This window comes from Vibrio sp. ECSMB14106 (genome assembly GCF_000972265.1).
Classification (GTDB): Bacteria; Pseudomonadota; Gammaproteobacteria; order Enterobacterales; family Vibrionaceae; genus Vibrio; species Vibrio kanaloae.
This window is the reverse complement of the sequence record NZ_LAUM01000014.1, coordinates 24,829-49,215: the sequence shown is the minus strand read 5'-3', so window position 1 is coordinate 49,215 and position 24,387 is coordinate 24,829. Positions and strand designations below refer to the sequence as shown.

Genomic DNA, 24,387 nt, shown 5'->3' with positions numbered 1-24,387 from the left:
GTTATGTTTTTGAACGTTAGAGTGTAAAACTTCAAGCAAACTTTAAGTCAATAGGTATTTTAAAAATCACAATCAAGCAAATAAGTACTTATAAATCAGCTGCTAATGATAAAGTCACCCCCTATTCCTAACACGCTAATTCATGAAGCAACGTAGCGTTCACCTTACCAATGCATTAATCTCATAAGCTGTTAAGTACTCAGAGTTTTCCTATGTCCCGAAGTCAACGTCTCTTCGACCTGCTCCAATTATTGCGTTGTCATAAATACCCAGTATCTGCCGATCACCTCGCTAAAGAGCTCAACGTGAGTACTCGCACCATTTATCGCGATATCGTGACACTACAAGCGCAGGGCGCTGAAGTTGATGGTGAAGCCAGAGTTGGTTATCAATTGAAACCCACCTTCACTCTCCCACCTATGATGTTCTCAATGGAAGAGTTGGAAGCGCTGCGGCTTGGCTCTGAATGGGTAGCCAAGCAAGCCAATGGGGAATTCAGTAACTCGGCTAGAAATGCCATCGCCAAGATTTCTGCCGTGCTACCTGCTGACCACCAGGCCAAACGCAGTGATGACATTGTGCGTGTTGCTTCAATCATTGAGGTTGCAGAGTTAGCCATCGAACTTTCAGATATCAAGTTAGCAATTAAGCAGCAGAACAAAGCTGAGATTCATTACACAGACGCAAAAGCTAATGTGAGTTTAAGAATCGTTTGGCCAATGTTGATTGGTTTATTCGAACAGCACTATGTTTTGGTCGCTTGGTGTGAAGCGCGAAATGCGTATCGTAATTTCAGGCTAGATAGAATGGCTGAATGGAAAATGCTTGAAGAAAAATATCAGCGTCCGCGTCATGACTTGATCGAAGATTGGCAGAAAATAGAAGGCATTGCAGATAAAGTGATTCGCTACTGACAAAAACTGTCACTGGTACACGCTATATTACTCTCAACCCAATCGAACTCGATGCAAATCGAATTGACCAGCCTAGGAGCTATTATGTTTACCATTGATTCATTCGTTCTTTATGTCGCAGACATTCATCGCAGCATGGACTTTTACGCCAAAGCATTTGATTGCGAGCCAAAGCTTCTATCACCGACCTTTGCTGCCCTAGACTTTGCAGACAACGTTAAAATCACACTCAAACAGGCTGACTTTCTAACACCAGCAAGTACCGTTAAGGGCGGCGGCACTGAGATCTCTATGCCTCTCGCTGACAAAGAGACATTGGGAAACCTCTATGAAACATGGGCAGAAAAAGGGATCCAGTTTGAGCAAGTGCCAGAAGAGTCCGTTTACGGCATCAACTTCCTTGCGGTTGACCCAGACGGACACCGTATCCGCGTCTTCACTTAAATTAATAGGAGCATCATCTCATCTCATCTCATCTCATCAAAAAAGCTTACTAGCCGAAATCTAACGTCAGCAATAATCGAGTCTCGTCAGATGAAGTAACGGGAGAACGATGCACAAGGCCCCCATTTTCATTGCCACTCCAACTCTCTCCTTTCAATAACGCCACATCACCACTCGCCATTTGCTGAATATCAGGTTCATGAGCGTATAGGCCTGAAGCCGAATCTGGCTGTCCGCAGCTTCCGCGACCAAGCTTCGAACGATCGACCACGTAATTTGGCAACCATTGAGTCGCGACACCATGATAGGTAGTCACTAAGCGGCAAGGTACTTGGTCAACATGGAAACGGGGACACATCGCTTTATTCAGAACCGCTAGACGCAGCCCTACTTCTTCAAGATCGAACAAACAACAGAACATATCCACCAACTCCGACATGTTTTCTAACAGCGCTTTAGAAGCCGTTCCGTCGGTCGCGAATTCCAATTTCTCATAAGCGTTGTTGGGTGAAAGGCTAATAGACTTACTAAAGTTTGGGTTAGACGCGATAAACTCACCGATGGCACCTGTTAAGTCAGCATCAAGTGTACGCTGCCAAATCGTAATATTAATATCGTTTTGATAGATATCTGCCAGTACCGTTGGCTGCTCAGAAACACTAAAGCATGGCTTGTGACTCTCCTGGTCCTTGATACTCACGGCGGAACTAATGTTAAGTGGCTGATTATTATTGGTCGCCAAAGGCTTCGTTAACACGGCATTCATTACGTCACCTCCTTGATACATGCTTATCGTCTTCCTCTTACCAATACGATCGTTAGTTACAGCAAGATTGGTTTAAGTTATGTTATAACATAACTTAAAATACACAAGTAACTTAGCCGATCATGGTTCCAATAATATGGCAATACTCTACTTTCCTCAGGTAATTTGGTGGATGCTAAACTAAGCTTTTATCGATCTTTCTTTTCCAAAAGATGTGTCAAAGAAGTTCTTTAAGCGAACAGCTCGATAACGTTAAATCTATAAATTAATCAACATGGTGACAACTTATGAAAAAACGAATACCTACGCTCGGTCTTTTTTGCATTCTCATTTCTGCGCCATCTTTTGCAGAAACGGGCTACACGTTAGATCCGAAGTTATCGAACGTTACATTCGCGACCATTAAGAAGCAGTTTGTTGTCGAGCCCGCATCCATAAAACCTCTATCGGGCGGGCTTACAAAAGATGGTCAGTTTTCCATTTTATTAGATTTGAAGACCGTCAGCACCGGAGTCTCGATTCGCGACCAGCGACTGAATGAGATCTACTTTGAATCGATGACTTTCCCTGAAGTGGAGATTTCAGGAAAGGTTGACCCTTCTATGCTATCTGGAAACCCGAAAAATACGACCATCGAAACTGAAGTCACCTTACACGGCGTAACCAAAACCATCGACTTCCCGGTTATGGTTGTTCCGTCTGAAGGTTTTGTTATGGTCAATTCAACATCAACCATCATCGTCAATGGCGCTGATTTTGGGATATCGGCTGAGAACCTAAACAAGCTTTCGGCAACTGTCGGCGGGCTAGCGATTTCTGACAAGGTTCCGCTAAACTTCAGCCTACTCTTCGATAGATAATGGAATCGCACCTCCCCCTTTTAATTCACCAGCGAATAGCATCCAACGATCTCATTCAGTTGGTCTCAGAAGGGGGCTTTGGTGTTGCAGGTGTTAGTCCGAACTCTAAACATTCACTTCGGTATTTGCTTGGAGTTTTATTGAATACTTTTTTAAAAGCATAGATATAAGTGGAATCAGAGGCGTAGCCCAATTCCATAGCAATATCCTGAATAGTTTTGTTTGTGCTTAACAATTTCAACGATAACACTAGCCTAATATTCTGACGCCACAATGAGAACGACATCGAGAACTCTTTTGAGCACAGTCTAGATAATGTTCGCTCTGATGCCCCTACCTTTTTAGCCCACTCTTTTAGTGTAAATGACAGGTCAGGTTGTTCTGTTAACTGAGTAAAAATAGAGAGAAGCCTTTTATCAGTAGGGATCAACAATGGTATTTCGTAGCTATCTGCTACAGAAACTTGATCCCTTAACACCATCAAAAGGTGCGTAATATTAGATTCTGGTTGTGATTGTTTTTTTGTGTCGAACAACAACAGTATTAATTCTTTTATGAATGAGCTTACGAGGCATGATTTAGGCTCTATTCCAAACTGTACAAACTTATCCGGATTAAGATAGATTGCCAAAAAATGCGTATCTGTTACCGCTACAGATTTATGAATTGTGTTGGCCGGTATGTACAACATTGCATTATGAGGCACTACTGCGCACTTTTCACCAATATTGGATTGCAATAACCCCTTCATTGGAAAAACGATTTGATGCCAAGCATGTAAATGGAGATCATCGATATAACCGGAAGGCATCTGAGTTTTTTTGGCTATGAATTGTTTGGCCGGAAATTGTTGTATCAGTTCATTGGCTTGCATTGTTGGCGACTTATCGACATTTAATGCCATATAGTATAAGACGCGTCAGATTTTTTTGATATAGCATTATATTTCTTTCATTAAACTAGAGAAACAAAGATGCATATACACTTCATTATCCATGAACATTTTGAGGCTCCGGGGGCATATGAGACTTGGGCCCAAACACATGGTTACGCGATTAGTTATTCTCGTGTATACCTCGGTGACTCCCTTCCAACTAGTATTGAGGACATTGACTTGTTAATTGTGATGGGAGGACCACAGAACCCACAAACCAGCCTAAAGCAGTGTCATTATTTCGATGCTGACGCAGAACAAGCTCTGATATCAAAAGCGATTAATGCCCGAAAATCAGTATTAGGGGTTTGCTTAGGCTCTCAATTGATAGGTGAGTCGTTAGGAGCCACATATCAACAAAGTCCTGAACGTGAAATTGGTAAGTTTCCCATCACGTTGACACAAGAAGGACTAACTCATCCTTTATTCGCTCACTTTGATAAGGAACTCAAGGTTGGTCATTGGCACAACGATATGCCAGGGCTCACGCCTGTCGCTAAAGTTATCGCTTACAGTCAGGGCTGCCCAAGACAGATCGTCGCCTACAGTGATTTAGTGTTTGGTTTTCAATGCCATATGGAGTTAACCAAAGCTCTAGTTACAGATCTCATCGACAATGATGACCTGAGCAACTCCAAAGAGCACCGTTTTGTAGAAGATGCAGAAGTTCTATTAAACCATGACTATGATGAGATGAACCAAAAACTGATGACCTTTCTAGATAAGCTAACAGATTACTATCAGCTAAACCCACCGAGCGTTCAACTTTAGTCTAATGAACCATGACTCTTGGCATGCCTAATTAAAACAGTTGCTGAATACCTCCCCTACTGGTGGGCCGTATCTGAACCTAAGCATTCAAACACATGAGCTATTATGCCTGGCTAATGGACGCTTTAGATTCAGATTGGTATGACTAACAGCGTAATGATATTGATAGGAAATCATGTCAGTATTAAGCGTAATACAAAGCCTAAACTGGAAATCAAAGGCATACCAAAAACCTTAACCCGTTGCTAAAACACCTAACGTTGCCAAAGAGAACTTCTTTTCTATGCTGAATAAAAACATTGTGAATCAAGACAGTTTAGCCGGAATGGGTGCGACCCTGATAGGCAATGGAATCGGTAGGTTCGCATACATAGCCTTAATGCCAGCTTTGATCCAAAGCGGCTGGTTTAGCGAAAGTGATGCGTCTTATCTTGGTGTGGCAACGCTTTTGGGATACATATTAGGGGCTCCTGCTGCCAACATGTTATTGCGTTACTTTAGCGCAGGCCAGCTGATTCGTGCAGCCATGTTAGTAAGCAGTTTTAGTTATCTTAGCTGTGCAATACAGGATGCACCTTTATCATGGTTTTATGCTTGGCGCACTTTAGCTGGTGTAGCCGGTGCTATGTTAATGGTTGTCGCCCCACCGGTTATTGTTCGTAAATTCAGCTCCGATGTAAAAACTAGAGTCAGCGGCGTCATATTTTCGGGCATCGGTATCGGCGCGATGTTATCGGGTACATTAATCCCAATACTGATTTATTTCAGCCTAATATCTGCTTGGATAGGAATGGGAGTCATAGCACTAGTAACGACTATGCTCACTTGGAATGCATGGAAAACCCAGCTTAACTCTTCAAAAGCGCACTATATCGACGCATCTTTCTCGCAACTTTCGAGACCTAAATTAGTGAGCGTATTGCTTATTCTAATCGCGTATACCTTCGACGCCGTTGGGTACCTTCCTCACACCCTGTTTTGGGTCGATTACATTGTACGAGAACTAAACATGTCGTTTACTAGTGGCGGCTTGTTCTGGGCAACCTTCGGGATAGGCGCAGCCATTGGCCCGCTGATTACCGGTATCCTAGGAGATAAGCTCGGCGTTAAAAACTCGCTCTGCATAGCATTTAGTTTAAAAGCACTAGGCGTAGCACTACCGCTATTAAGCTCCCACCCGGTTACCCTTGCTATTTCTTCATTATTGGTTGGTATTTTCACTCCAGGAACCGTAACACTGATATCGACTTACACATTGGAAACCGTGGGTTATGAACTGCACACAAAAGCATGGGCTGGGATGACCCTATCTTTTGCTATATCACAAGGAGTGATTGGCCTGTTAATGGCGTACTATTTGAACCACGCAGCGTCATACAATTTGCTGTTTGCGATTAGTGCGAGCGCTTTAGCGTTGTCTGTGGTTTGTATTTTGTCGACATCAACTCGCCCTACTTCTAAATCAAGGTTTTAATCGGTCAAGTAACTCATTAAATAAGGGACTATCATGCAACTTTACCTCAACGAAACGTCGCCTTTTTCACGCGTCGTAGTAGCAACGGCACTGCTATCACGCAGCTCACCACTATCATTTGTTTGGGTTGACCCATGGAATTCGCCAGAGAACCTAAAAAGAGTCAACCCGTTTTGTCTAATCCCTGCGTTAGAACTTGAAGACGGCACATCGCTCACCGAAAGTTTGTGTATTTGCCAGTACCTCATTGAAATCTATCAACCTCAAACACTACGCCAAGTGACGTTAAGTGATACCAATGAAATGCAACAGTTGGGAACAGCCAAGACATTAATGGAGATAGCGTTTCGAACCGCAGCGATCACTCGCTGTTCAGACAACGATAATCCACTTATACAAAGAGGAAAAGAAGGCATTCTTGGTTCATTAAAGCAACTTGACCAAATGATAGAACAACACGGACTAGACGCTCACCTTACAAATAACCTCTCTACTCTGTACCTCCATGTTGCTCTAGATTATGTGAAATTCCGTCATGCTACATTGTTTGGTGAAGTTGATAGCCGCAACATAATCGATTTCATGCGACAGTCTCCCTTTGGGAGCATATTGTCTCAAATCAATATCGACGCTTTAGCTCAAAAGCCCACCTATGAACGATTACTTGTGGCCTGTAGCCATAAAATAACAGGTATTACTAACGTAGAGAAAAGCACAGTTAGAATGGGTTATACTTAGGCTGACATTAATATATTTCCATTAGTGTCACATGTCGTTACATAGCATGAAGCCTTAGTGCTTTACATCTAGGACTGGGTAAAGAACAATCCCAGAGAATAAATCCATAACATAATGTATTTAGAATTATGAGTAACACAGAAAACAAACAATCGAGCCCTCTATTCGAGATTCTTTTTAACGTATTTCTCCCTTCTTTCATCCTAATGAAGTTCAGTGGAGATGAACACCTTGGAACGGGTTTAGCATTACTTGTCGCGCTAGCCTTCCCTATCGCTTATGGTGGTATGGAGCTCATACGTAACAAAAAATTTAACTTCATCGCGGCCCTTGGCTTTGTTAGCGTACTATTAACGGGCGGCATCGGTTTCTTCGAGCTGGACACTCGTTGGTTAGCGTTAAAAGAAGCCCTGATCCCAGGGCTAATAGGTTTAGCGGTTCTTGGATCGACGTTTACTCGATACCCATTTATCCAAAAAGTCATCTTCACGCCTGCGTTACTAAACACTCCTCTGATTGAAGAGCGCTTAAGGCAGTTCGGCAACCAAGCGCAGTTTTACCGTTGTCTGATGACATCAAATTACCTGTTCGCCAGCACTTTCGCATTCTCTTCTGCGATGAACTATTTTCTAGCAACTTGGATTGTAACAAGCCCAACAGGAACACCAGCCTTTAATGAAGAGCTTGGTAAGTTGACACTTTACAGTTACCCAGCGATTGCCATACCAAGCCTTTTAATGATGCTTGGTATTTTCTATTACATCTGGCGCCAAGTTCGCTCCATGACGTCGCTAGAAACAGAACAAATTTTTGTTACTAAATAGTCTAGACACTATTTCTCACTGTATGACCCAAAGCCCAGCTTATCGCTGGGCTTTCAGTCTCTGTCGCCTCGTTAGGCTGCGGCTTACGATTGGACTTATGAACCAAACGATAAGTTTGAGGTCACATTTCTCGAATAAACTTAGATAACCAAACTTTAAGCGACTACTAATTAAAGGGTTGCAATTAATCGAACTGAAAAGGGTTTTATCATCAATCTTGTTGATTACTTTACAAAACCCTACTCAAGCGTTAACACCATTTCAGTCCCTATTGCTAAGATAGAACAAGCTCGGTGTAAGAATAAGCACCTGCCGTACTCAATAAGGAATATAGAATATGAACAAATCTCAATTAGTTGAACACATCGCTACTTCTGCTGATATCTCAAAAGAGCAAGCGGGTTCAGCGTTAAGTGCTCTCGTTGAAGGTATCTCTGGTACACTAGCTAAAGGTGATGACGTAGCGATACTAGGATTTGGTAGCTTTAAAGTTAACACCCGTGCCGCCCGTACTGGCCGCAACCCACGCACAGGAGAAGAAATTCAAATATCCGCCTCAAAAGCGCCAGCCTTTAAAGCAGGAAAAGCACTAAAAGAGGCGTGTAACCTTTAACGAAGCAAAAAAACAAGGAAATTTACGATGACTACGCCAAAGGAAAAAGCGAAAACCAGTCGCAGTAAGAAAGCAGGCAAGTCAACCAAAGCACCCGCTGAAACGCCTAAAGTCCGTCAACGCATTGAAGTGCTTCTTGAAGAGCGTGAATTAGCCAAACTGTTAGCGTTATAGTTTATTCTACTTTTAATGCCACTGCAGTCTTGCAGTGGCATTATTCGTTAGGAAACAATGCTTATTAACTGGCTAAATGATGCTTATTAAAATCGGGCTACCCCTTTTCTTAACTCATTCAAACTGAACACACTTTGCTCATATTGCTTTTTACTGTCTTCCATTAGAGTGTGCGAAGCTTCTGCTTTACTGTGAATAGAAAGAATATTCTGGTTAATCTCTTCTGATACATTGACTTGCTCTTCAATAGCTACGGCTATCTGATTATTCCTATCAACCACTCCCTGTACTTTTTCACTCAATGAAGTGAGACTTTCTAGGGTTGATTGAATCGTACTTTGAGTGCGCTTCGCTTTTTCAGTACCATTGTTCACGGCAATGACTGACTGGCCACTTCCCGCACATAACTTTTCAATAACAGCTTGGATCTCTGTTGTTGCTTCTTGCGTTTTTTGAGCAAGTACTCTTACCTCATCCGCCACTACCGAGAACCCTCTTCCTGAATCGCCCGCACGTGCGGCTTCTATCGCGGCATTAAGTGCTAACAGATTGGTTTGGTTTGCAATCGCGTTAATCATCTCTATGACGGAACTAATTTGCTGCGTCTCCCTTTCTACAGAAAGTGATATTGTCGATATGTTATCCAATTCATTAGTGAGGTCGACAAAATTTTCTTCGACTTGGTTTAACTCTTTCTGACAAGATAAAAGCTCTTGCTGCGTACTAAAAGTGGAGTCCAACGTACCTTGCGCATTTTGAGAGATTTCACTTGAAGCCGCCTGCATTTCGTTGATAGCAGTAGCTGCCATATCAATTTCTGTCTTTTGGTTTTCCAGATTGTCAGACACAGTAGCGTTCGATTCTGCCGTTTTATTCGCCTGCTTGAGGGTCATTTCGCATGAGTCACTCACCGAAATCCGTATTCTACCCAGTAATGCTTTTGTATATTGCTTCCGCGCTTTCATTCCCAAAGCAATTTCAGATAAATCATCCACCTTACCGAAATAAATATGCTCCATCAGAGGGTTGTTAAATTCCTCTTTTGCTATTTTACAAATACTTTCTAAACGGCGCGTCAAAATATAAATTGAGATTGCCCCCGCCAAAAATAACATGAAGAAACTTTGCAGTACCGTTATGACTTGATTAAGGTGAAGCGCATAAGCACCTCCCATTAACCATATCGAAATGAAAGTTTGACGCTGCCAAAGCCTTGTTTTAGGTAATATAAGCTTAAGCGGTGTTTTTCCCTTATTCAAAGTACTATATGCTTTAGCTGCTCGTGCAACATATTCTCTTTTTGGTTTAAACCGAACAGACTGATACTCAACAATCTCATTGTCTTCTTTTAAAGGAGAAGCAAAAGCATCAACCCAATAATAACCGCCACCTTTTCGTTGGTTTTTTACCATACCCATCCAGTTATTTCCTGACTGAATGTGCCCCCACAAGTCCTTAAATGCGGCTTTAGGCATATCACTGTGGCGAACTACATTGTGATACTCACCTATTAGCTCTCCTTCCTTATAGCCTGCAACTTCATTAAAATGGGGGCTTGCATACTTGATTTTGCTAGAAGGGTCCGTCACTGAAATTAAATTATACGAATCGGGGTAATCATACTCTTGCTCTGCCATAAATATTCCCTATTTAAACGAGATAACAGCCAATTTATTGTGCGACCCGTCCATGTCACACTGTGCTAAAATAGAGCGTGATTCACCACCTCGCCCTATCAAAAACCACTAGCCATTGATTTGATATGATTTTTCATTGAGTAAAGTAGATATCAGATCAGCCCAAAGGTTACTCAACAAATCCAAACGGCATACTCACTCATATCAATTCAATCTATTTCATATCAATATGAGATAAGGTTAGCTTATGAAAAATAAAACGGGATTGCTCAACATCACATTCCGCAAGGTCATAGCGTATCACCCCAAATATTTCGTTATATTCAATTTTTATCACTAAAAACTAACAATATTGTACAATTAAAGTCTAATATAAACTTGAAATAAAAATATCATCTTAAAATGGCTTAACAGATCCCAAAGGTAACCACTTTACCGAGAATAAAGGCACTGTTTTTATCTCGTTAGTAATAAGCAAATATACTGGCGTAAAAATTTTGGCTCTTTTGGCACTCTTATTTATTTTTTAAGCTAACTCCACCTTGCAGTACAACCCACTTCCAAAAACGAAACTTTAGCTTACTGGTTTTCAACTGATATCGCGTTGACGGTTACGTTTGAGAAGCGCATGCTTTTATTTTCGAGCAGGGCCGTTCTTGGTGGCATTAATAACTTAACCCGCCGATAACTGGTTCTGTGTAACGCATCTAATAAAATGGCAGGTCACATGAATAAAGTTATTATGTTAGTGATGGGGCTGCTTTTCACCAGTCGATTGTTTGCTAGTATCGTGCCTCACGTTAGCCAACTTGAGCATGATGCGCCGATTCTCCTTCGCTCAGCATTGATTGTGGGTGTTGCCGCTTATGTTGTTTGGACAGCGTTCAAATACTTCAAGAAAAACAAAGCCTCTGGTTCAGACCAGCAGTAACGAAACACCACCAAAAATCCTTGGCGTATGTAGCAGATGTCGATTACTTGTCCGCAAAGTATTCGACTAAGATTTCACGTCACTTCCAAGACTCCCGAATTTGCAGCAGTGCGCGGGTTATCTCTTCTTCATACGGGTTATTTTCTGTGATGATGAAACCGTAGTTGGACTTTTATAGCTGATAAAGCAACACCGCTATACCAAGCTTAAGTTTGATAGCTAGAAACTGACATAAACTGGCTCTGTGCTGACGAACACAACCTCCCATTCTGAGTGATTTTACTCTCTAAGAAGTGAATGTTGCGTCTGCTTTTGACCCAATGTGCGCGAACTTCTAGCTCCTGTCCAATCGCTATTGGGTGATGAAAGCGAGACGCTAAACTCACCGTCATCGCATTGATACTGTTTTGGAACAGGCAATGCAGCATCGCGCAATCGTGTAACGTAGAGACTATGCCGCCCTGCATAATGCCATCGTAGCCCTCAGCTTTATCTGTTGGTACAATCTTGGCGATAGCTTGATACTTAATTAAAGTTTCATATTTAACTAAAAGTTCTTTCATAGTTAAAGGTTCATTCGCCTCGTGCTCGCTAATTGCTTCGAAGCAAATTGGGCTGTCTGAAAAAAATTTTGGCTGCATACTTGGCAACGCCGATGATTGTGAGGAATGAAAACCTTCATACTTACTCTTATTCCTTTTTACCCTTAGATTCCTAGAGATTGATATGGCTCGACCAAAAAAACATCGCCAGTTATGTACCCGTGCGGCTTACTCTTGTTTCAAGCCCAATGGTGTTCCTATGGATAAGCTTCATAAGGAAGAACTGCTGTTAGAAGAATTGGAAGCCTTGCGCTTAGCGGATCAAGAAGGTCTGAGCCAACTTGAAGCCGCCGAGCAAATGCAAGTGTCTCGCCAAACGTTCGGCAACATTATCAAGCGTGCACGAGCTAAAGTCGCCAAGTGCATCGTCAATGGTCACGCGTTGGTGATTCAAAGCAGTTAATTCACGTGTTAGCCAGAAGTTATTTAACTCAGCGAGCGAGAACTCTTGATGCTTAGTTCGATACTAAGCTTGATGGCTCAATAATCTGATACAGCTTTCTACTTTGCCCTTCACACACATCCTTGCAATTGCATTCACGCTCAATATCTAACTGCACCAATCCTCCACAACTGCCTTTGATTGGCTTGCGCGAAAAAATGACACCTATCGCCATCAATGTAACGACTCCTACAAATCCCAATAGCGTCAACAAAAAAGTCATTTTCGGAACCCTCGAATAGCGCCTAACTGATTAGGGTGTGCCATTAGAATCGAAGCTTGTTTTTTGTGTCTTTTCTCGCCACACGTTTTATTACTACACCCGCTATTTCTCGACTCGCGACCATAATCGAGATCAGTCACTTCCCGTAGATTGTCGAAATCCAAAGCCCCGATTTCTGCCTTACCTCTCGATGCCAAGACTCGAATATCGTTATTGAACAAGTGCGCCAGCATCTTCTTACCAATATAACGAACCACCACAGATTTCACATCGTAAGAACGGAGAACCGAAATCCATTGCTTCTTTTTATTGCAAGAGGTGTCGGAGTCAATCAAAGGAACAATCTGTTTTATCTGTCGTTGTTCATCGACAATCGCTATCTGTGGGGAACGGGCAAAATGGTTGCCGACATGGAGATCGCGACAAGGTACTGCGTATAACATGGTAACTCCCTGTTATTGATGATTAAGAGTTCAGCATACGCCCCTTTATTGGCATATGCCAATAACTATTGTGTGAAAAATTAGATTGCATACCTAGCGTCGTGTGTTTAGCTCAACGAGTAATCCACGACGGTATTATTGATTTACAAAATAGAATCAAAACCGCTAAAGAAAAGCACCGAGAAACGATACAATGCTCGAGTTGCGAGAGCACGGCGTAGAATTCCCATTCACAGAAAGCCCATTCACAAAGAGCACTAAAGTAGCCACACATGTCTAAAGAATCCGGTTTCACCACAGAATACACCCTCGACAAGACGTTTTTCGCAGAGTGTTATGATCAAACTAGCCTTCCAACTCAATTTCCAAAAGCCTATTTAAAGGGAATATCGTTTCTTGTTTTTGGTGTGGTTCTATTAGAGTTTGAGCTACTACCGAACGGTTACGTTGGCTGGTTTTTTATTGTTTTGAGTGTGATTGAAGCGTTCAGTGTGTATTGCAAGAGAACCTGGTGGTTATGGCGACAAAGAATAAGCTCTGGTGCTGGCAGCAAAGTCATGTTTCAAGGTGATGCTAACGGAGTGAGTTACAAAAACCATAAAACCACGAATACTATCGCGTGGAATAAAATCGACGAACTTCAACAAACTGATTTAGGGTTCATCCTTCATATCGGTAAACAGCGTCAATATGTCAGCAAGTCTTGTTTAAGCGAAGAAGCAATCGCGTTCATGATTGAGCAGCACGAAGCATCAAAGTAAGCCAGTCTTTTTTGCTTAGCCCCCTTCTAACGCTCTCTGATTTAGGTTTATCAATATGTGTGTAAATCAAGATTTGCTTGACGCTGTAGGTGTTCAATGAATATTGGCACCTTTTTCGCTATGTGTTTTCTAGAAGCATAAAAGGCATACAACACCAAGTCTTCAGGTTTGTATTCAAGTTCCGTAACTTCCAGATAGCCAGCATCTATTTCCTCGCGACAGAATTCGGCAGGGAGTATCGCAAACCCCAATCCAGCCAATGCGCCAGCTTTAGCAAGCTGCCCACTGTTGACCTTAAACGCAGATTGCACCCTTTGCGTGATAAGTTCACCTGTTAAGGATTTGAAAACCCAAGGAGTCCCGTTCAATGCGGTAAAACTGTTAATGCAAGGTACGTGTTTCAAGTCGGTAATCTTGAAAGGTCTAAGGGATGTTTTCAGAAGTTTAGGGGCCACTACAACAGCACTTGGCCAGCGTTTGATCTCCTTGGCTATCCAATTATTGTCTTCGAGCTTTCCTCGGTGAAAACTCAGAATAACGTCAAAGCCGTCCACAAAGTCTTCTTTAGGGCTGATGTTCGTATCACAACACAATGAAATGGAAGAGTGCTGGGTACAAAAAGAAACGACGGCTTGGGCTAATTCCGGTGAATCTGGCATGAGTACGTTGAGCTGCCCCATCACCTCACGAGAATGTTGTGTGACCTCCTCAAGCGCATCATTGAGTTTATCCAACAGAGGCTGAGTTCGCAGATAGAGGTGTTCCCCTGCTTCTGTCGACGCAATTCGGCGAGTCGTTCTATCGAATAATCGAACGTTTAGTTGCTCTTCTAACAAAGCGATGTGGCGACTGACGTTTGAGGTCGGCAAACATAAAAACTCCGCCGCTTTTTTAAAACTATTGTTCTCATAAACACAGTGAAAGCTTTTAAGCCACTGTTGGTCAATTTTTTCAAGCATTACATCAACTCCTCCTATCTCACCAGCCCCACACATCCCATTAAATGGGATTATAAAGTCAATATTTGACACTTTATTACCAATAACAGGCTTATACAATGCTAATCACTAGAGCGATTAGAATAAGGTCTCGCCATGAGCTGGTTAGAAAAGCTATTAGATAAAAAGAAGTTAATAAGTACACGTAAGGCATCGATTCCCGAAGGGGTATGGACCAAATGCCCATCCTGTGATCAGGTCCTTTACCGCATTGCCCTTAAGGAGAACCTGGAGGTGTGCCCTAAATGTGAACACCACATGCGAATGACAGCACGTCTTCGTTTGGATACATTTTTAGATAAAGGCGAAAGAACTGAGTTAGGCAAACAACATGAGCCGAAAGATTTACTCAATTTTAAAGACAATAAACGCTACACAGAGCGCCTTGCCCTAACCCAAAAAAGCACAGGCGAAAAAGATGCATTAGTCGCAATGCAAGGAGAGCTGCTCGGAATGCCTGTTGTGGCGTGCGCTTTCGAGTTTTCTTTTATGGCTGGATCTATGGGATCGGTTGTCGGTGCTCGATTTGTGGACGCTGTTAATCAAGCAATTGCATCAAACTGTGCACTGGTTTGCTTTTCCGCGTGTGGTGGTGCCCGCATGCAAGAGTCGCTCATGGCGTTAATGCAAATGGCAAAAACAAGCGCGGCTTTAAAGCGACTATCCGAAGCCAGATTGCCTTATATTTCAGTATTAACCGATCAAACCTTTGGCGGTGTCTCGGCCAGTTTAGCAATGCTTGGTGACATCAATATTGGTGAACCCAAAGCGCGAATTGGGTTTGCAGGACGAAGAGTGATTGAACAAACGGTACGAGAAAAATTACCTGATGATTTTCAACAAAGTGAATTCTTACTAGAGCATGGCGCTTTGGATATGATTGTTGATAGACGTGATATGCGTAAACGTGCCGCCAGACTCATCGCGATGATGACCAACACTCAGATTCAAGTTGATCATTAAAAACCTTCCCCTCTAGCTCCCCCTCAAATGACGAACAACAATCTCTTTAGATTAACGACCGAGGGGGAGAACATTCTTTATCACTGAACAGACCCGTACCCAGTTACATTCCATTGGATTGCTTAATTTGCACTAGCTTCTTATGGTTAAAATGCCTATTGTACAAACCATAAAATTATAAAGACTCGCGGCCTTTGCCACAGAGACTCTCCATTTAAAGCGAAAAGACTTACTATGAATTTTGATATCAATACACTGAAACACCACCAACTGGTCGAAGATGGTCAATTAGAAGGGTGTTACATTCATCAGCCAGTGCAAGGCAGTCAACCAGATGACAAAGCCGTTTTAGAAGAGCGCCAAGCGCTGGAAAGCCTCGGGTACAAAGTTGTTCAGGTTAAAGCGAAAGGCGGAACAACAACGTTTGCCGAGGCTATGCAAGAGCTTGCGAAAAAGACAGGCCACCAGCCTAAATAGTAAGCGACTTGGTAAACCAATATGGTCCCTAGGTTCTATATCGAGAAAGCACCCTACCGACTATTGAGTCAGCAGGGTGCTTTTTTATTTACGGCCTTTTAACTAACTGATCTTGCAAACTTTCTTTACTGACCTAAGTTACTGAGTAAGCTGACTGAACTTCGGCAAGCTCTTCACAAACCTTTGGTGCACATCCATATAGGTTTGCATATAGATTTCATCGATACTGTCACCACTAGGGAAGCTCGATGAGAAGTCGGCGTGCTTACGGTCAATCGACAATTTAGCGGCCTCGACAATATGAGCAATGAACATTCGAGGGTCTTCCAAACCGATAGAGATACGCATTGTGGTCGGTTTGATGCCAGCTTCATTGAGTGCCTCATCGCTGAGTTCTGAGTGCGTAGTCAGTGCCGGACACAGCGCCACGGTATTGGTTTGCCCCAAACTCACTTGCATGCCGATTGCGGGCTCAAGCATGTCGAAGAACTGTTTGAACCCATCTCGATTGATTGGCGCACGATCGCCGTTACCTTCCATATCGATAGTAAACAGCGCAGCTGGTAGCCCCAAGTACATGTTGTTCTGGCAGTGTTCATAGTTATCGCTGTCTGGCAAAGCAGGACATGAGACATTGATATCAGGGTGTGCATCAAAGATCTTCGCGAGAGTCAAAGTATTGATGGTTTTCTGCACCACACGCATCTCATAAGTCTTCATGCCATTGAGCACTTCAAACGCTTTGTCTGCGTCTAAGAATGCGCCTTTGATGTAATACACATTCCAAAACAGCGTTTCGTTCCATGGAATTTTGGCCTCATCACCGTTAGGTTTGGTGAAAATCACCTCCTCTCCTTTTGGCACAAACATAGTCTCATTGCGACCAATCACAACCCCAGCAGTTGTGATGCCAGAACCCGCCAGTTCTTTTGTGTAGGAATGAATCACATAATCTGGCCTTTCCATCACATCATCACGTTTCAGTACTGGATGTAATAAAGGCGTGCCCACTGTCGAGTCAACAATCACATCCCAACCACGAGAGTGACCAGCTTTACTGATGCTAGCAACGTCTAACACGTAGCCATGTGGGTTACACGGTGACTCTAGGTATACGTAGATTTTCTTACCTGCGGCGAGGCGATCAGCGTATTTTTCGGCAACCTCATCAAGTCGCGTCGCAAACTCATCACCAGAGTAACCATCGACCCACTCTACCGCGACATTCAAATTAGAAGGCTTGCCAAACCAATCTTCCAACAACTGGTAAGAACCGCCGTAGATATTACGTGAAGCCAGGACAATGTCTTCATGCCCGAGCAAGTGGCTCAACAACCCATCAATGGCCGCCATCCCTGAGTTGAAGTTCCAAGCTAGATACTCGTTCGCTCTAGAACCAGCCTCAATATCAACCATATGATTAGCCAGTGAGATCGATGTCGGGTTAAGCAGTCGAGAATAGATATCGTGCAGCGGCTCTTTACCGTTGAAGGCGTCTTCAATCCATTCTGTACACGCAAACAAATAGGTCGCGGTGCGCGTAATAACAGGGCTTGCAGAAAAGATAGCAGCAACATTATCGAAGATAGGATACGCACCTTTAGAGGCAAAATTACCATTATTGGTGGCAATAGACTGGTAAGTGGCACGCATTGGGTTTTGCAGGTTATCGAGGATCTTCGCGATCTGGAATGACAAGAAACGTTTAGCGTTAAACCAAGCGATTCGGTCACTTTTGTCGAGCTCTGAAAGTCCATCAACAGTCAGCGCCCAAAGGTCGTGTGTCTTGGTATTGGCTTGGTACAGCGTTGTAGCCAGTTCAATCAGCGTGATGCCGTAATCACTGTTTGGGTCGATACCAAAATGCTTGGCTTGCTCAATGGCAAGTGCTTCTGCTTGTTCGTGTTTGGTGGTTTTTCGCAGCGGGCTAAGTTGAGTTGAAGTATTCATAGTTCCTAAGTCATTCCATGCTTGTTATTCCTCCTTTAATTTTAGTTTTGGGCAGATGTTAAAAATTGCTATTTGCTAAGTAAGGCATACACTTTGAGCAATAATATTGCCAAACTAAATTCAATATTGATGGATTATGCTAATGGACGAGATCGACAAGAAAATACTGGCTGAACTGCAAAGCAACGCACGGCTGACTAATCAAGAGTTGGCCGATCGAGTGGCGCTATCACCCTCTCCTTGTTTACGCCGAGTTCGAGCACTGGAGAAACAAGGGATTATTCGCGGCTATCACGCCAGCGTTGATCAAGAAGCGTGTGGTCTGCCTGTGAATGTGTTTGTGTTGGTAAAGCTCGAAAAGCCGACTGAAGAGAACATGCGAGACTTTGAGCAACACATTGAGGTGATTGATGAAGTGTTGGAGTGCTTTTTGATGACAGGCAATCACGACTACCTATTACATGTGGTCAGTGAGTCGCTCAAAAGCTACGAGCAGTTTATCCGTAAGCAATTAACTCGCCTGCCTAATATTGCGTCTATTGAATCCAGCTTCGCCTTTGGTCAGGTAAAAACAAAGACCAAGTTGCCAGTGAGGTAAATTCCACTAGGGCTGAGCATTGTGTAAAGCTATTTTATGAAATACGATAGATATGTAGCGTATCTTGGAATTTCATATCGTGGCTAATACTGTTCGTGACATCAATCAGCAATTTTGGAGTAGCAAACGTGTTCCACACCTGACAATTCGAACCACATATAACAGTACTCAAGGTTACAAAGCCCATAGCCACTCGGAGTTATCAGTTGGGATCATTAAGTCAGGATCGACTTGTTTATCTATGAATGGGGAACATGTCATTCTCAATGAAGATGATATCATTCTGATTGAACCGAGTAAGGTTCACGCTTGCAATCCAGTTGACGGCAAGCCTCGTAGTTACCACATGCTTTATGTCGATAAAGCATGGTGTTGTGAAATGCTTTCAACTTTATATGGATATGAGGTCACTCAATTTATTTGTGACCAAAACCTGTTTACATACAGTGGAACAGAGAAGAGTCTGACAGACTTAATTTGCGAACTGCTAGAGCAGGAATCTCAAGAACTTGTTTTGGAAGTCAATCGTGAAGTGTTAAATCTACTGAGTTTTTTTTGCTCACCATTGACCGTTCGAGAAAATGATGACGAGTTTGCCTATAAGGTAAGAAATTTACTGTTAGAGAATATAGCTAACCCACCATCACTAAATGTTATTTCTCAACAGCTTAAACGACCTAAAGAGTCATTAATCAGAAGTTTCAAACGTCGCTTTGGTATAACTCCCAAATCATTTTTAAATAATACCCGCGTTGAAAAAGCCAAGCTCTTATTGAAATGCGGCATGAATATAGTTGATGTCGCCACAGAAGTTGGTTACTCAGATCAAAGTCAATTACATCGTGCTTTTGTTAACTATACTGCTTCTACACCACGGCAATACCAGCGGGTAACGTCAATTTTCGACAATAATTCCTAGACGCAAAAATCTATAGTTCGATAATAATTTAACTATAGGTAATTATTAATGTTGTTTACTACCCTTTTCCCTGTGGCATTTCCTGCTTTGGCAATAGCCCATTTCGTCGCACTATTAAGCCCTGGTCAAGATTTTTTCCTGATCGTAGCTCATTCAATCCGACATAAACTGCAAGGAAGCCAGTTTATTTGTCTTGGAGTTGCGATGGGAAATGCAGTCTATATCATGATAGCAATACTTGGATGGACGAGTATTCGTGATAATCCAGTGATCTTTTCGGTGGTTGAAGTTTTAGGTGCTATTTACCTACTGTGGATTGGTACAAGGCTACTTAAAAGTAAAAGAAATGAGACTCTCCTTGAAGCAGAGCAAGAAAAAGTCCCTTCTGCAATAAAACAACTATTACTCGGCCTAAATTCAGCACTACTTAACCCTAAGAACGCTTTATTCTATATGAGTCTCATGACGGTCATTCTAGGAAGTGAAGTTACACTAGTTCAGCAAATGTCTTCTGGTGTATGGATGTTTCTTGCTGTTCTTCTTTGGAATTTATTGATTGCTGTGGCAATTGGACAACCTCGTATACAACAATATCTGAAGCGCAGCATACACCTAGTGGAAAGAGGTGCGGGTGTTGTTCTTATCTTTTTCGGCGTAGTACTATTCGTAGACTATCTGCCTGCTTAAAACACAGCATTTTTCGTAAACATATCAGCGTGAATTGTTGACAATGAAATACCCATTTCAACGCAAATCGACCACCGCTAACAGCGGTGGTATTCGATGTTAGGGATGTTAACAGTTATCTGGTGCGTAACAACAGTCCAATCCTCATAACTCAGAAATGTCCATCTTCGCGCAAGCAGAAATAACGAGTTCAGACCAGCCCCATTCCTTTTTAGAGGTGCCAATTAACCAACCTAAACCTTCGAATAATTTTCAGTTCATTCGGGTAATGAAGGTTTGCTCTTCATCGACAAAAGCCACATAGTCGCCGTGGTAGATAAACACCCGACCACGCCCTTCAACGATACACGCCAGCTGTGGGTTCAAATCTTCTTCAAGATCTTTACTTTGATACGTACCGGTATCGGTGATCACACCGCGGAGTGTCGGTAAAAATCCATAGCTGCGCTTGGCTTGATCAATCAGGCTCAATTCACTGGCGGTAGAAAAGTAAGATGGAATTGGACCAGCATCTTCGATAAACATCGGTTTTAGTTCTTCAAAAGCTGTAATCACCAGCCAGTCGATGCCGTTAACGTGATGGATAAACATTGTTTATAAATACCTAGTTTCTCGATAATTCAGATGCGGGGATTCTATCATTATCAAGTACAGAACGTGGGAGAAATTAAGGATCTACAAATAGTCAGATACACACTATCTACAAAGCCTAATACTTGTCGACTTACTCTACGACTAATGTCTAACTGTCTGAGACTGTTTGTTTTTTTTGGTTTGGTATAAGGTACTAGCAACTAAATGTTAATGAGTTTTTAATTATAAGTTGACACATTATTTACACTTCTGCCGTGGGTCAATAACGTTTGTTGGAATAGCACACCTCAGAGTGTGAATGAAAGGAATCAAAATGAGCACTACTTTAGAGTCCGCACATATACGACCAGATAAGCCTCAAGCCAATGAGGATGAACTCACCTATGAACAACAACATAAACCAAGATCGGAATTTGATTCCCGCGAACAATATTTAGAGCATGAGTTACAAATCATGGCGCCTAAACGCTGGCGTCCCAATTTGCCGTTTAAAGATTATCGATTTGAGATAGAAGACACCATCCCAGCTATGGCCGCTACCATTGGTAAAGTTGTTATGGTGGGAGCGATAGCAGCCACCTTTGCCGGGGCGCTAGGGCTAGATGAAGGCTTTATTTTAGAAAACGTTCGTTATGAGCTACTCATCGCCTCTGTTTTTATCATTCTATTCTCTGGCTTTTTATTGCCGACCGCTAACCTCGCCGGTACACACGGCCCACTCATCCCTTTAATTCCGATTGTCGTTGCAGCTGGCGGACACCCTATGGCCTTTGGGTTACTGATTGGCGCTTTTGGCCTAATCTTAGCCATCAGTAAAGGTGGCAGCATGTTGGCCAACCTCACCAGTAAAGGCGTATGTGGCGGCTTATTGCTCTACCTTGGTTTTGTTGGAACCGCCTCTCAAGTGAAAAAGCTGTTCGCTTGGGCTGAGGGAATCGGTATGAGCCATATCGCGTTTGTCGTGATCTTTTGCACCATCATTTTGTACGCTTTATTAGAACATTTCCGCAAACGTTGGTTAGCCGTCCCTCTTAGTTGCTTACTGGGTGGTACGATTGCGTTTGCCATGGGTGCGCCATTTGCTTTCCACACTGAGCCAGGCTTACCTAACATGAACCCTATGTATTGGTGGGGAGAAGATACAGGTTGGATGCTAGGCCTACCGACGATTGAACACTTCATGGTGGTATTGCCGTTCGCGATTTTAGCCGTCGCTATGTGGTCGCCAGATTTCTTAGGGCACCAAGTATTTCAAAAAATCAGCTACCCAGAGCGTACTGAAAAAGTACACATGAACATTGACGATACCATGACCACCGCTTCCATTCGTCAAACGTTCGGTTCCTTGCTTGGTGGTACTAACTTTACGTCTTCATGGGGTACTTATATCGTACCGGCGGCGATTGCTAAACGCCCTATTCCTGCTGGCGCTTTGCTGACGGCTCTGTTCTGTATCATCGCCGCAGTTTGGGGCTACCCGATGGATTTAGCGATATGGCAACCCGTACTTTGTGTTGCGCTCATTGTTGGGGTATTTGTGCCATTGCTAGAAGCTGGAATGGAAATGACGCGTGAAGGGAAAACCACGCAATCGGCAGCGATTGTTGTATTTTCTTCAGCGCTCGTTAACCCCGCATTTGGCTGGTCTCTCACCATGCTGTTGGATAACTTAGGCCTGATAGGTTGTAAAGAACGTAGCGGTAAACTGAGTAAAATGAGCCGTTGGGTGTTGCCGGGCATTATGTTTATTGTACTAAGTGGTGTGATGGCGTTGGTTGGTCTTCTACCAGGAGTACCAGCGATTATCCCAAGTTTTCGTTAACCTCTAGACGAGAGTTATTGAATATTTGGCCCTTGCTGTTATTAAGTTTTGGTCGGAATACAAAAGGCCTCGCACGCGCGAGGCCCTAGTTTTATCAATCTAACGGTTACAACGGACCTAGTTCATCGCTTTAACAGTTGAACCGTGAGCTACGGCATTCATGCTACCAAGAGCCATGAATAGCAAGAGTGTGATGTTTAGAATTAAACGTTTCATAGTGTCTCTCTACTTACTTTGGAGGGCAAACACAAAGCGAACCCTTCAATCAATATAGTCACTATAAAGTGTGAAGTTGTAGACGGGTCAAGGGGTTTAAATAAAGAGGGCTTCTTTGATGGCAGCTTAACCAACTCGTTTCAGCTACATAATGAGTTAACTGTAATGAAAGAGAAGCTCCCAATTAACTATGTCCTTTCTACTTTGACAGGTATAAGAGTAGGAAAAAGACACCTTGATCTGTTTACAGGGATATGATTATTGATTTATAAGTCAATAAATAAAATGCAATTAGTCTTTGGACGTAAAAAGTTTTATCAATAAAAACTCTACTAACATATAACTACTATTTAAATTATCTTTGTACGCCTAAGTTACTTATCCATTCGAGATTCAATTATAGTTTCTAGGCATCTAGTCAGACTTTCACATTTATTTATAAATTTACCGTCTATACATGAGTAATTTTCATTAAACTTCAGTATTGATATTAAATATGAACGATAACCCACCAACTTATTTAGAACCTGAGAACGACAATATTTAATCAAAAAAGCCTCATTTGGCTTATATCTGAAATTTATTTTTGACGGATTAACGCCAAATACAGATTTATATAGCGATATGTCATCCTGATCTTTATTACATTCATGAATCATTTTTGATATTATCTTTGTTTTCTTATTAGATATCCTTATACTACCGCTCAAATAAGGATAATCTGAACCCGATATTAAATATCCATTAAGTGATAAGTGCTTCTTTGACTTTACCGTCTTTTTTCTATTTAATTTAAACCCATCAATATTAACTATGAAAGAAATTTCTTCTATAAACTTATCTGAATGCAAAAATGGGACTTTCTCTTTCTTCTTGAACAAGTCATCAAAAACAGATTTCTCTCGATATTTATCATCTCTCACGGTCGAGCTTGAAAAAAGCATGTCATCCGCATAACGAGTATAAGTCACATTATTCTTGGCGCAAAACCTTTCTATTAGAATATCTAACTTTCTAAATACTATATTAGATACGACAGGAGATGATTTAAAACCTATAGGCAAAATTGTCTTACCTGAAAACTCTTCATTTTTTGATGTATCAGGGAGCGTAATCGTTAAAATATTGACTATAAAATCCAAATTAGATTGACTACATCCTTCAATAACCTCAGATGAAGACACATGCTCTGAAATGGAGTTTCTTACTACAGTTCTATTAATGAAATGAAAAAAGTTCTTGAGATCTAACCTTAAAAAGTAATAGCTATTCCTATGTGGTTCAAGAAAATTTAAGTACGACTTATTTTTCGAATAAGCAGTAGCTGCTTGATTAATTGGGATTCGACTAAATAAACTTTTATTTAAAGATTCATGTATAGCATTAATATGGTTTCTTTCTGAACCAGAAGGTACATATACGAACTTTTTCCCAACTTTAGTTTCTTTAAAGTGAGTTGAAGGGAGTGACTTTAAGCCACTCCCTTCATCGAAAAATGTACACTCTTTAAGAACGGATAAAACAGAACTATTAACAGTATAATTTTTCATTATGATTCCACATGGATACTAATTCATCTTTTCACGAACTTGTCGTGCATTAAAAGTACACC

At 42.1% G+C, this 24,387-nt stretch carries 27 protein-coding genes and 1 pseudogene; 18 read left to right on the top strand and 10 right to left on the bottom strand.

What is annotated here, in order from left to right; all coding sequences use genetic code 11:
* The first annotated feature begins 212 nt into the window (after window positions 1–212).
* Both WR49_RS11290 and WR49_RS11285 read left to right on the top strand, forming a co-directional pair.
* A complete protein-coding gene (locus WR49_RS11290; RefSeq protein WP_046224066.1) occupies window positions 213–914 on the top strand; it encodes a helix-turn-helix transcriptional regulator in 702 nt (233 codons plus the stop codon).
* 84 nt (window positions 915–998) lie between these two features.
* A complete protein-coding gene (locus WR49_RS11285; protein WP_017057463.1) occupies window positions 999–1,358 on the top strand; it encodes a VOC family protein in 360 nt (119 codons plus the stop codon).
* Between the two features lie 49 nt (window positions 1,359–1,407).
* Here WR49_RS11285 and WR49_RS11280 read toward each other — a convergent pair whose 3' ends face one another.
* Window positions 1,408–2,124 carry a DUF1826 domain-containing protein gene (locus tag WR49_RS11280; RefSeq protein ID WP_046224065.1) on the bottom strand — a complete coding sequence of 239 codons (717 nt, stop codon included), beginning with the start codon at window positions 2,122–2,124 and terminating at the stop codon, window positions 1,408–1,410.
* Window positions 2,125–2,411: 287 nt separating this feature from the next.
* Here WR49_RS11280 and WR49_RS11275 point away from each other — a divergent pair, with 287 nt between their 5' ends.
* Window positions 2,412–2,984 carry a YceI family protein gene (locus WR49_RS11275; protein ID WP_046224064.1) on the top strand — a complete coding sequence of 191 codons (573 nt, stop codon included), beginning with the start codon at window positions 2,412–2,414 and terminating at the stop codon, window positions 2,982–2,984.
* A 55-nt stretch (window positions 2,985–3,039) separates the two neighbouring features.
* Here WR49_RS11275 and WR49_RS11270 read toward each other — a convergent pair whose 3' ends face one another.
* Entirely contained in the window at window positions 3,040–3,858 is an 819-nt protein-coding gene (locus WR49_RS11270) for a helix-turn-helix transcriptional regulator (RefSeq protein WP_046224063.1), read from the bottom strand.
* Between the two features lie 99 nt (window positions 3,859–3,957).
* Between WR49_RS11270 and WR49_RS11265 the strand changes: the two genes are divergently transcribed.
* The 6 genes from WR49_RS11265 to WR49_RS21470 all read left to right on the top strand — a co-directional run bounded on the left by WR49_RS11265 (window position 3,958) and on the right by WR49_RS21470 (window position 8,512).
* Window positions 3,958–4,689 carry a type 1 glutamine amidotransferase gene (locus WR49_RS11265; protein WP_017057467.1) on the top strand — a complete coding sequence of 244 codons (732 nt, stop codon included), beginning with the start codon at window positions 3,958–3,960 and terminating at the stop codon, window positions 4,687–4,689.
* Window positions 4,690–4,972: 283 nt separating this feature from the next.
* A complete protein-coding gene (locus tag WR49_RS11260) occupies window positions 4,973–6,163 on the top strand; it encodes a YbfB/YjiJ family MFS transporter (RefSeq protein ID WP_046224062.1) in 1,191 nt (396 codons plus the stop codon).
* Between the two features lie 33 nt (window positions 6,164–6,196).
* Window positions 6,197–6,901, top strand: coding sequence for a glutathione S-transferase N-terminal domain-containing protein (locus WR49_RS11255; RefSeq protein WP_046224061.1), 705 nt, complete (start codon window positions 6,197–6,199; stop codon window positions 6,899–6,901).
* Between the two features lie 128 nt (window positions 6,902–7,029).
* Window positions 7,030–7,725, top strand: coding sequence for a VC0807 family protein (locus WR49_RS11250; protein ID WP_017057470.1), 696 nt, complete (start codon window positions 7,030–7,032; stop codon window positions 7,723–7,725).
* Window positions 7,726–8,062: 337 nt separating this feature from the next.
* Window positions 8,063–8,338: an HU family DNA-binding protein gene (locus tag WR49_RS11245; RefSeq protein ID WP_017057471.1), complete on the top strand. Its 276-nt coding sequence runs from the start codon at window positions 8,063–8,065 to the stop codon at window positions 8,336–8,338.
* A gap of 27 nt (window positions 8,339–8,365) precedes the next feature.
* A complete protein-coding gene (locus tag WR49_RS21470; protein WP_017057472.1) occupies window positions 8,366–8,512 on the top strand; it encodes a hypothetical protein in 147 nt (48 codons plus the stop codon).
* A gap of 86 nt (window positions 8,513–8,598) precedes the next feature.
* On the opposite strand, the gene WR49_RS11240 is transcribed toward WR49_RS21470, so the two are convergent.
* Complete coding sequence (locus WR49_RS11240; RefSeq protein WP_017057473.1) at window positions 8,599–10,149, bottom strand: methyl-accepting chemotaxis protein; 1,551 nt, start codon at window positions 10,147–10,149, stop codon at window positions 8,599–8,601.
* A 727-nt stretch (window positions 10,150–10,876) separates the two neighbouring features.
* Between WR49_RS11240 and WR49_RS11235 the strand changes: the two genes are divergently transcribed.
* Window positions 10,877–11,080, top strand: a complete 204-nt coding sequence (locus WR49_RS11235; protein WP_017057474.1) for a hypothetical protein — start codon at window positions 10,877–10,879, stop codon at window positions 11,078–11,080.
* Window positions 11,081–11,286: 206 nt separating this feature from the next.
* Here the strand turns inward: WR49_RS11235 and WR49_RS11230 are convergent.
* Window positions 11,287–11,762 (bottom strand): annotated as a pseudogene (locus tag WR49_RS11230) (PaaI family thioesterase).
* A gap of 44 nt (window positions 11,763–11,806) precedes the next feature.
* On the opposite strand from WR49_RS11230, the gene WR49_RS11225 reads away from it, so the two are divergent.
* Window positions 11,807–12,085, top strand: coding sequence for a DUF134 domain-containing protein (locus tag WR49_RS11225; protein ID WP_046224060.1), 279 nt, complete (start codon window positions 11,807–11,809; stop codon window positions 12,083–12,085).
* Window positions 12,086–12,137: 52 nt separating this feature from the next.
* Here the strand turns inward: WR49_RS11225 and nqrM are convergent, their stop codons facing one another.
* Window positions 12,138–12,347, bottom strand: a complete 210-nt coding sequence (gene nqrM / locus WR49_RS11220) for a (Na+)-NQR maturation NqrM (protein WP_046224059.1) — start codon at window positions 12,345–12,347, stop codon at window positions 12,138–12,140.
* Window positions 12,344–12,790, bottom strand: coding sequence for a NifB/NifX family molybdenum-iron cluster-binding protein (locus WR49_RS11215; RefSeq protein WP_046224058.1), 447 nt, complete (start codon window positions 12,788–12,790; stop codon window positions 12,344–12,346). Before WR49_RS11215 ends, nqrM begins: the two co-directional genes overlap by 4 nt.
* A 272-nt stretch (window positions 12,791–13,062) precedes the next feature.
* Between WR49_RS11215 and WR49_RS11210 the strand changes: the two genes are divergently transcribed.
* Entirely contained in the window at window positions 13,063–13,551 is a 489-nt protein-coding gene (locus WR49_RS11210) for a YcxB family protein (protein WP_046224057.1), read from the top strand.
* A gap of 50 nt (window positions 13,552–13,601) precedes the next feature.
* On the opposite strand, the gene WR49_RS11205 is transcribed toward WR49_RS11210, so the two are convergent.
* A complete protein-coding gene (locus WR49_RS11205) occupies window positions 13,602–14,510 on the bottom strand; it encodes a LysR family transcriptional regulator (RefSeq protein WP_137032811.1) in 909 nt (302 codons plus the stop codon).
* A 135-nt stretch (window positions 14,511–14,645) separates the two neighbouring features.
* On the opposite strand from WR49_RS11205, the gene accD reads away from it, so the two are divergent.
* Both accD and WR49_RS11195 read left to right on the top strand, forming a co-directional pair.
* The gene (gene accD, locus WR49_RS11200; protein WP_046224056.1) at window positions 14,646–15,512 is read left to right on the top strand and encodes an acetyl-CoA carboxylase, carboxyltransferase subunit beta; all 867 of its coding nucleotides are present in this window, start codon (window positions 14,646–14,648) and stop codon (window positions 15,510–15,512) included.
* A gap of 234 nt (window positions 15,513–15,746) precedes the next feature.
* The gene (locus tag WR49_RS11195) at window positions 15,747–15,989 is read left to right on the top strand and encodes a hypothetical protein (RefSeq protein ID WP_046224055.1); all 243 of its coding nucleotides are present in this window, start codon (window positions 15,747–15,749) and stop codon (window positions 15,987–15,989) included.
* A 138-nt stretch (window positions 15,990–16,127) separates the two neighbouring features.
* On the opposite strand, the gene WR49_RS11190 is transcribed toward WR49_RS11195, so the two are convergent.
* A complete protein-coding gene (locus WR49_RS11190) occupies window positions 16,128–17,939 on the bottom strand; it encodes a PLP-dependent transferase (RefSeq protein ID WP_046224054.1) in 1,812 nt (603 codons plus the stop codon).
* A 142-nt stretch (window positions 17,940–18,081) separates the two neighbouring features.
* On the opposite strand from WR49_RS11190, the gene WR49_RS11185 reads away from it, so the two are divergent.
* The 3 genes from WR49_RS11185 (at window position 18,082) to WR49_RS11175 (ending at window position 20,143) form a co-directional block, all read left to right on the top strand.
* On the top strand, window positions 18,082–18,537 hold the full coding sequence (locus WR49_RS11185) for an Lrp/AsnC family transcriptional regulator (RefSeq protein ID WP_012604166.1): 456 nt from the start codon (window positions 18,082–18,084) through the stop codon (window positions 18,535–18,537).
* Window positions 18,538–18,616: 79 nt separating this feature from the next.
* Window positions 18,617–19,456: a helix-turn-helix domain-containing protein gene (locus tag WR49_RS11180; protein ID WP_046224053.1), complete on the top strand. Its 840-nt coding sequence runs from the start codon at window positions 18,617–18,619 to the stop codon at window positions 19,454–19,456.
* Window positions 19,457–19,504: 48 nt separating this feature from the next.
* Window positions 19,505–20,143 carry a LysE family translocator gene (locus tag WR49_RS11175; RefSeq protein WP_017057487.1) on the top strand — a complete coding sequence of 213 codons (639 nt, stop codon included), beginning with the start codon at window positions 19,505–19,507 and terminating at the stop codon, window positions 20,141–20,143.
* A gap of 252 nt (window positions 20,144–20,395) precedes the next feature.
* Here WR49_RS11175 and WR49_RS11170 read toward each other — a convergent pair whose 3' ends face one another.
* Window positions 20,396–20,734 (bottom strand): hypothetical protein, encoded by a 339-nt coding sequence (locus WR49_RS11170; protein ID WP_046224052.1) that lies wholly within the window; start codon window positions 20,732–20,734, stop codon window positions 20,396–20,398.
* A 316-nt stretch (window positions 20,735–21,050) separates the two neighbouring features.
* Between WR49_RS11170 and WR49_RS11165 the strand changes: the two genes are divergently transcribed.
* Window positions 21,051–22,559, top strand: coding sequence for a DUF3360 domain-containing protein (locus WR49_RS11165; protein WP_046224051.1), 1,509 nt, complete (start codon window positions 21,051–21,053; stop codon window positions 22,557–22,559).
* A gap of 590 nt (window positions 22,560–23,149) precedes the next feature.
* Here WR49_RS11165 and WR49_RS11160 read toward each other — a convergent pair.
* Window positions 23,150–24,325: a reverse transcriptase family protein gene (locus tag WR49_RS11160; RefSeq protein WP_046224050.1), complete on the bottom strand. Its 1,176-nt coding sequence runs from the start codon at window positions 24,323–24,325 to the stop codon at window positions 23,150–23,152.
* Window positions 24,326–24,387: the final 62 nt, after the last annotated feature.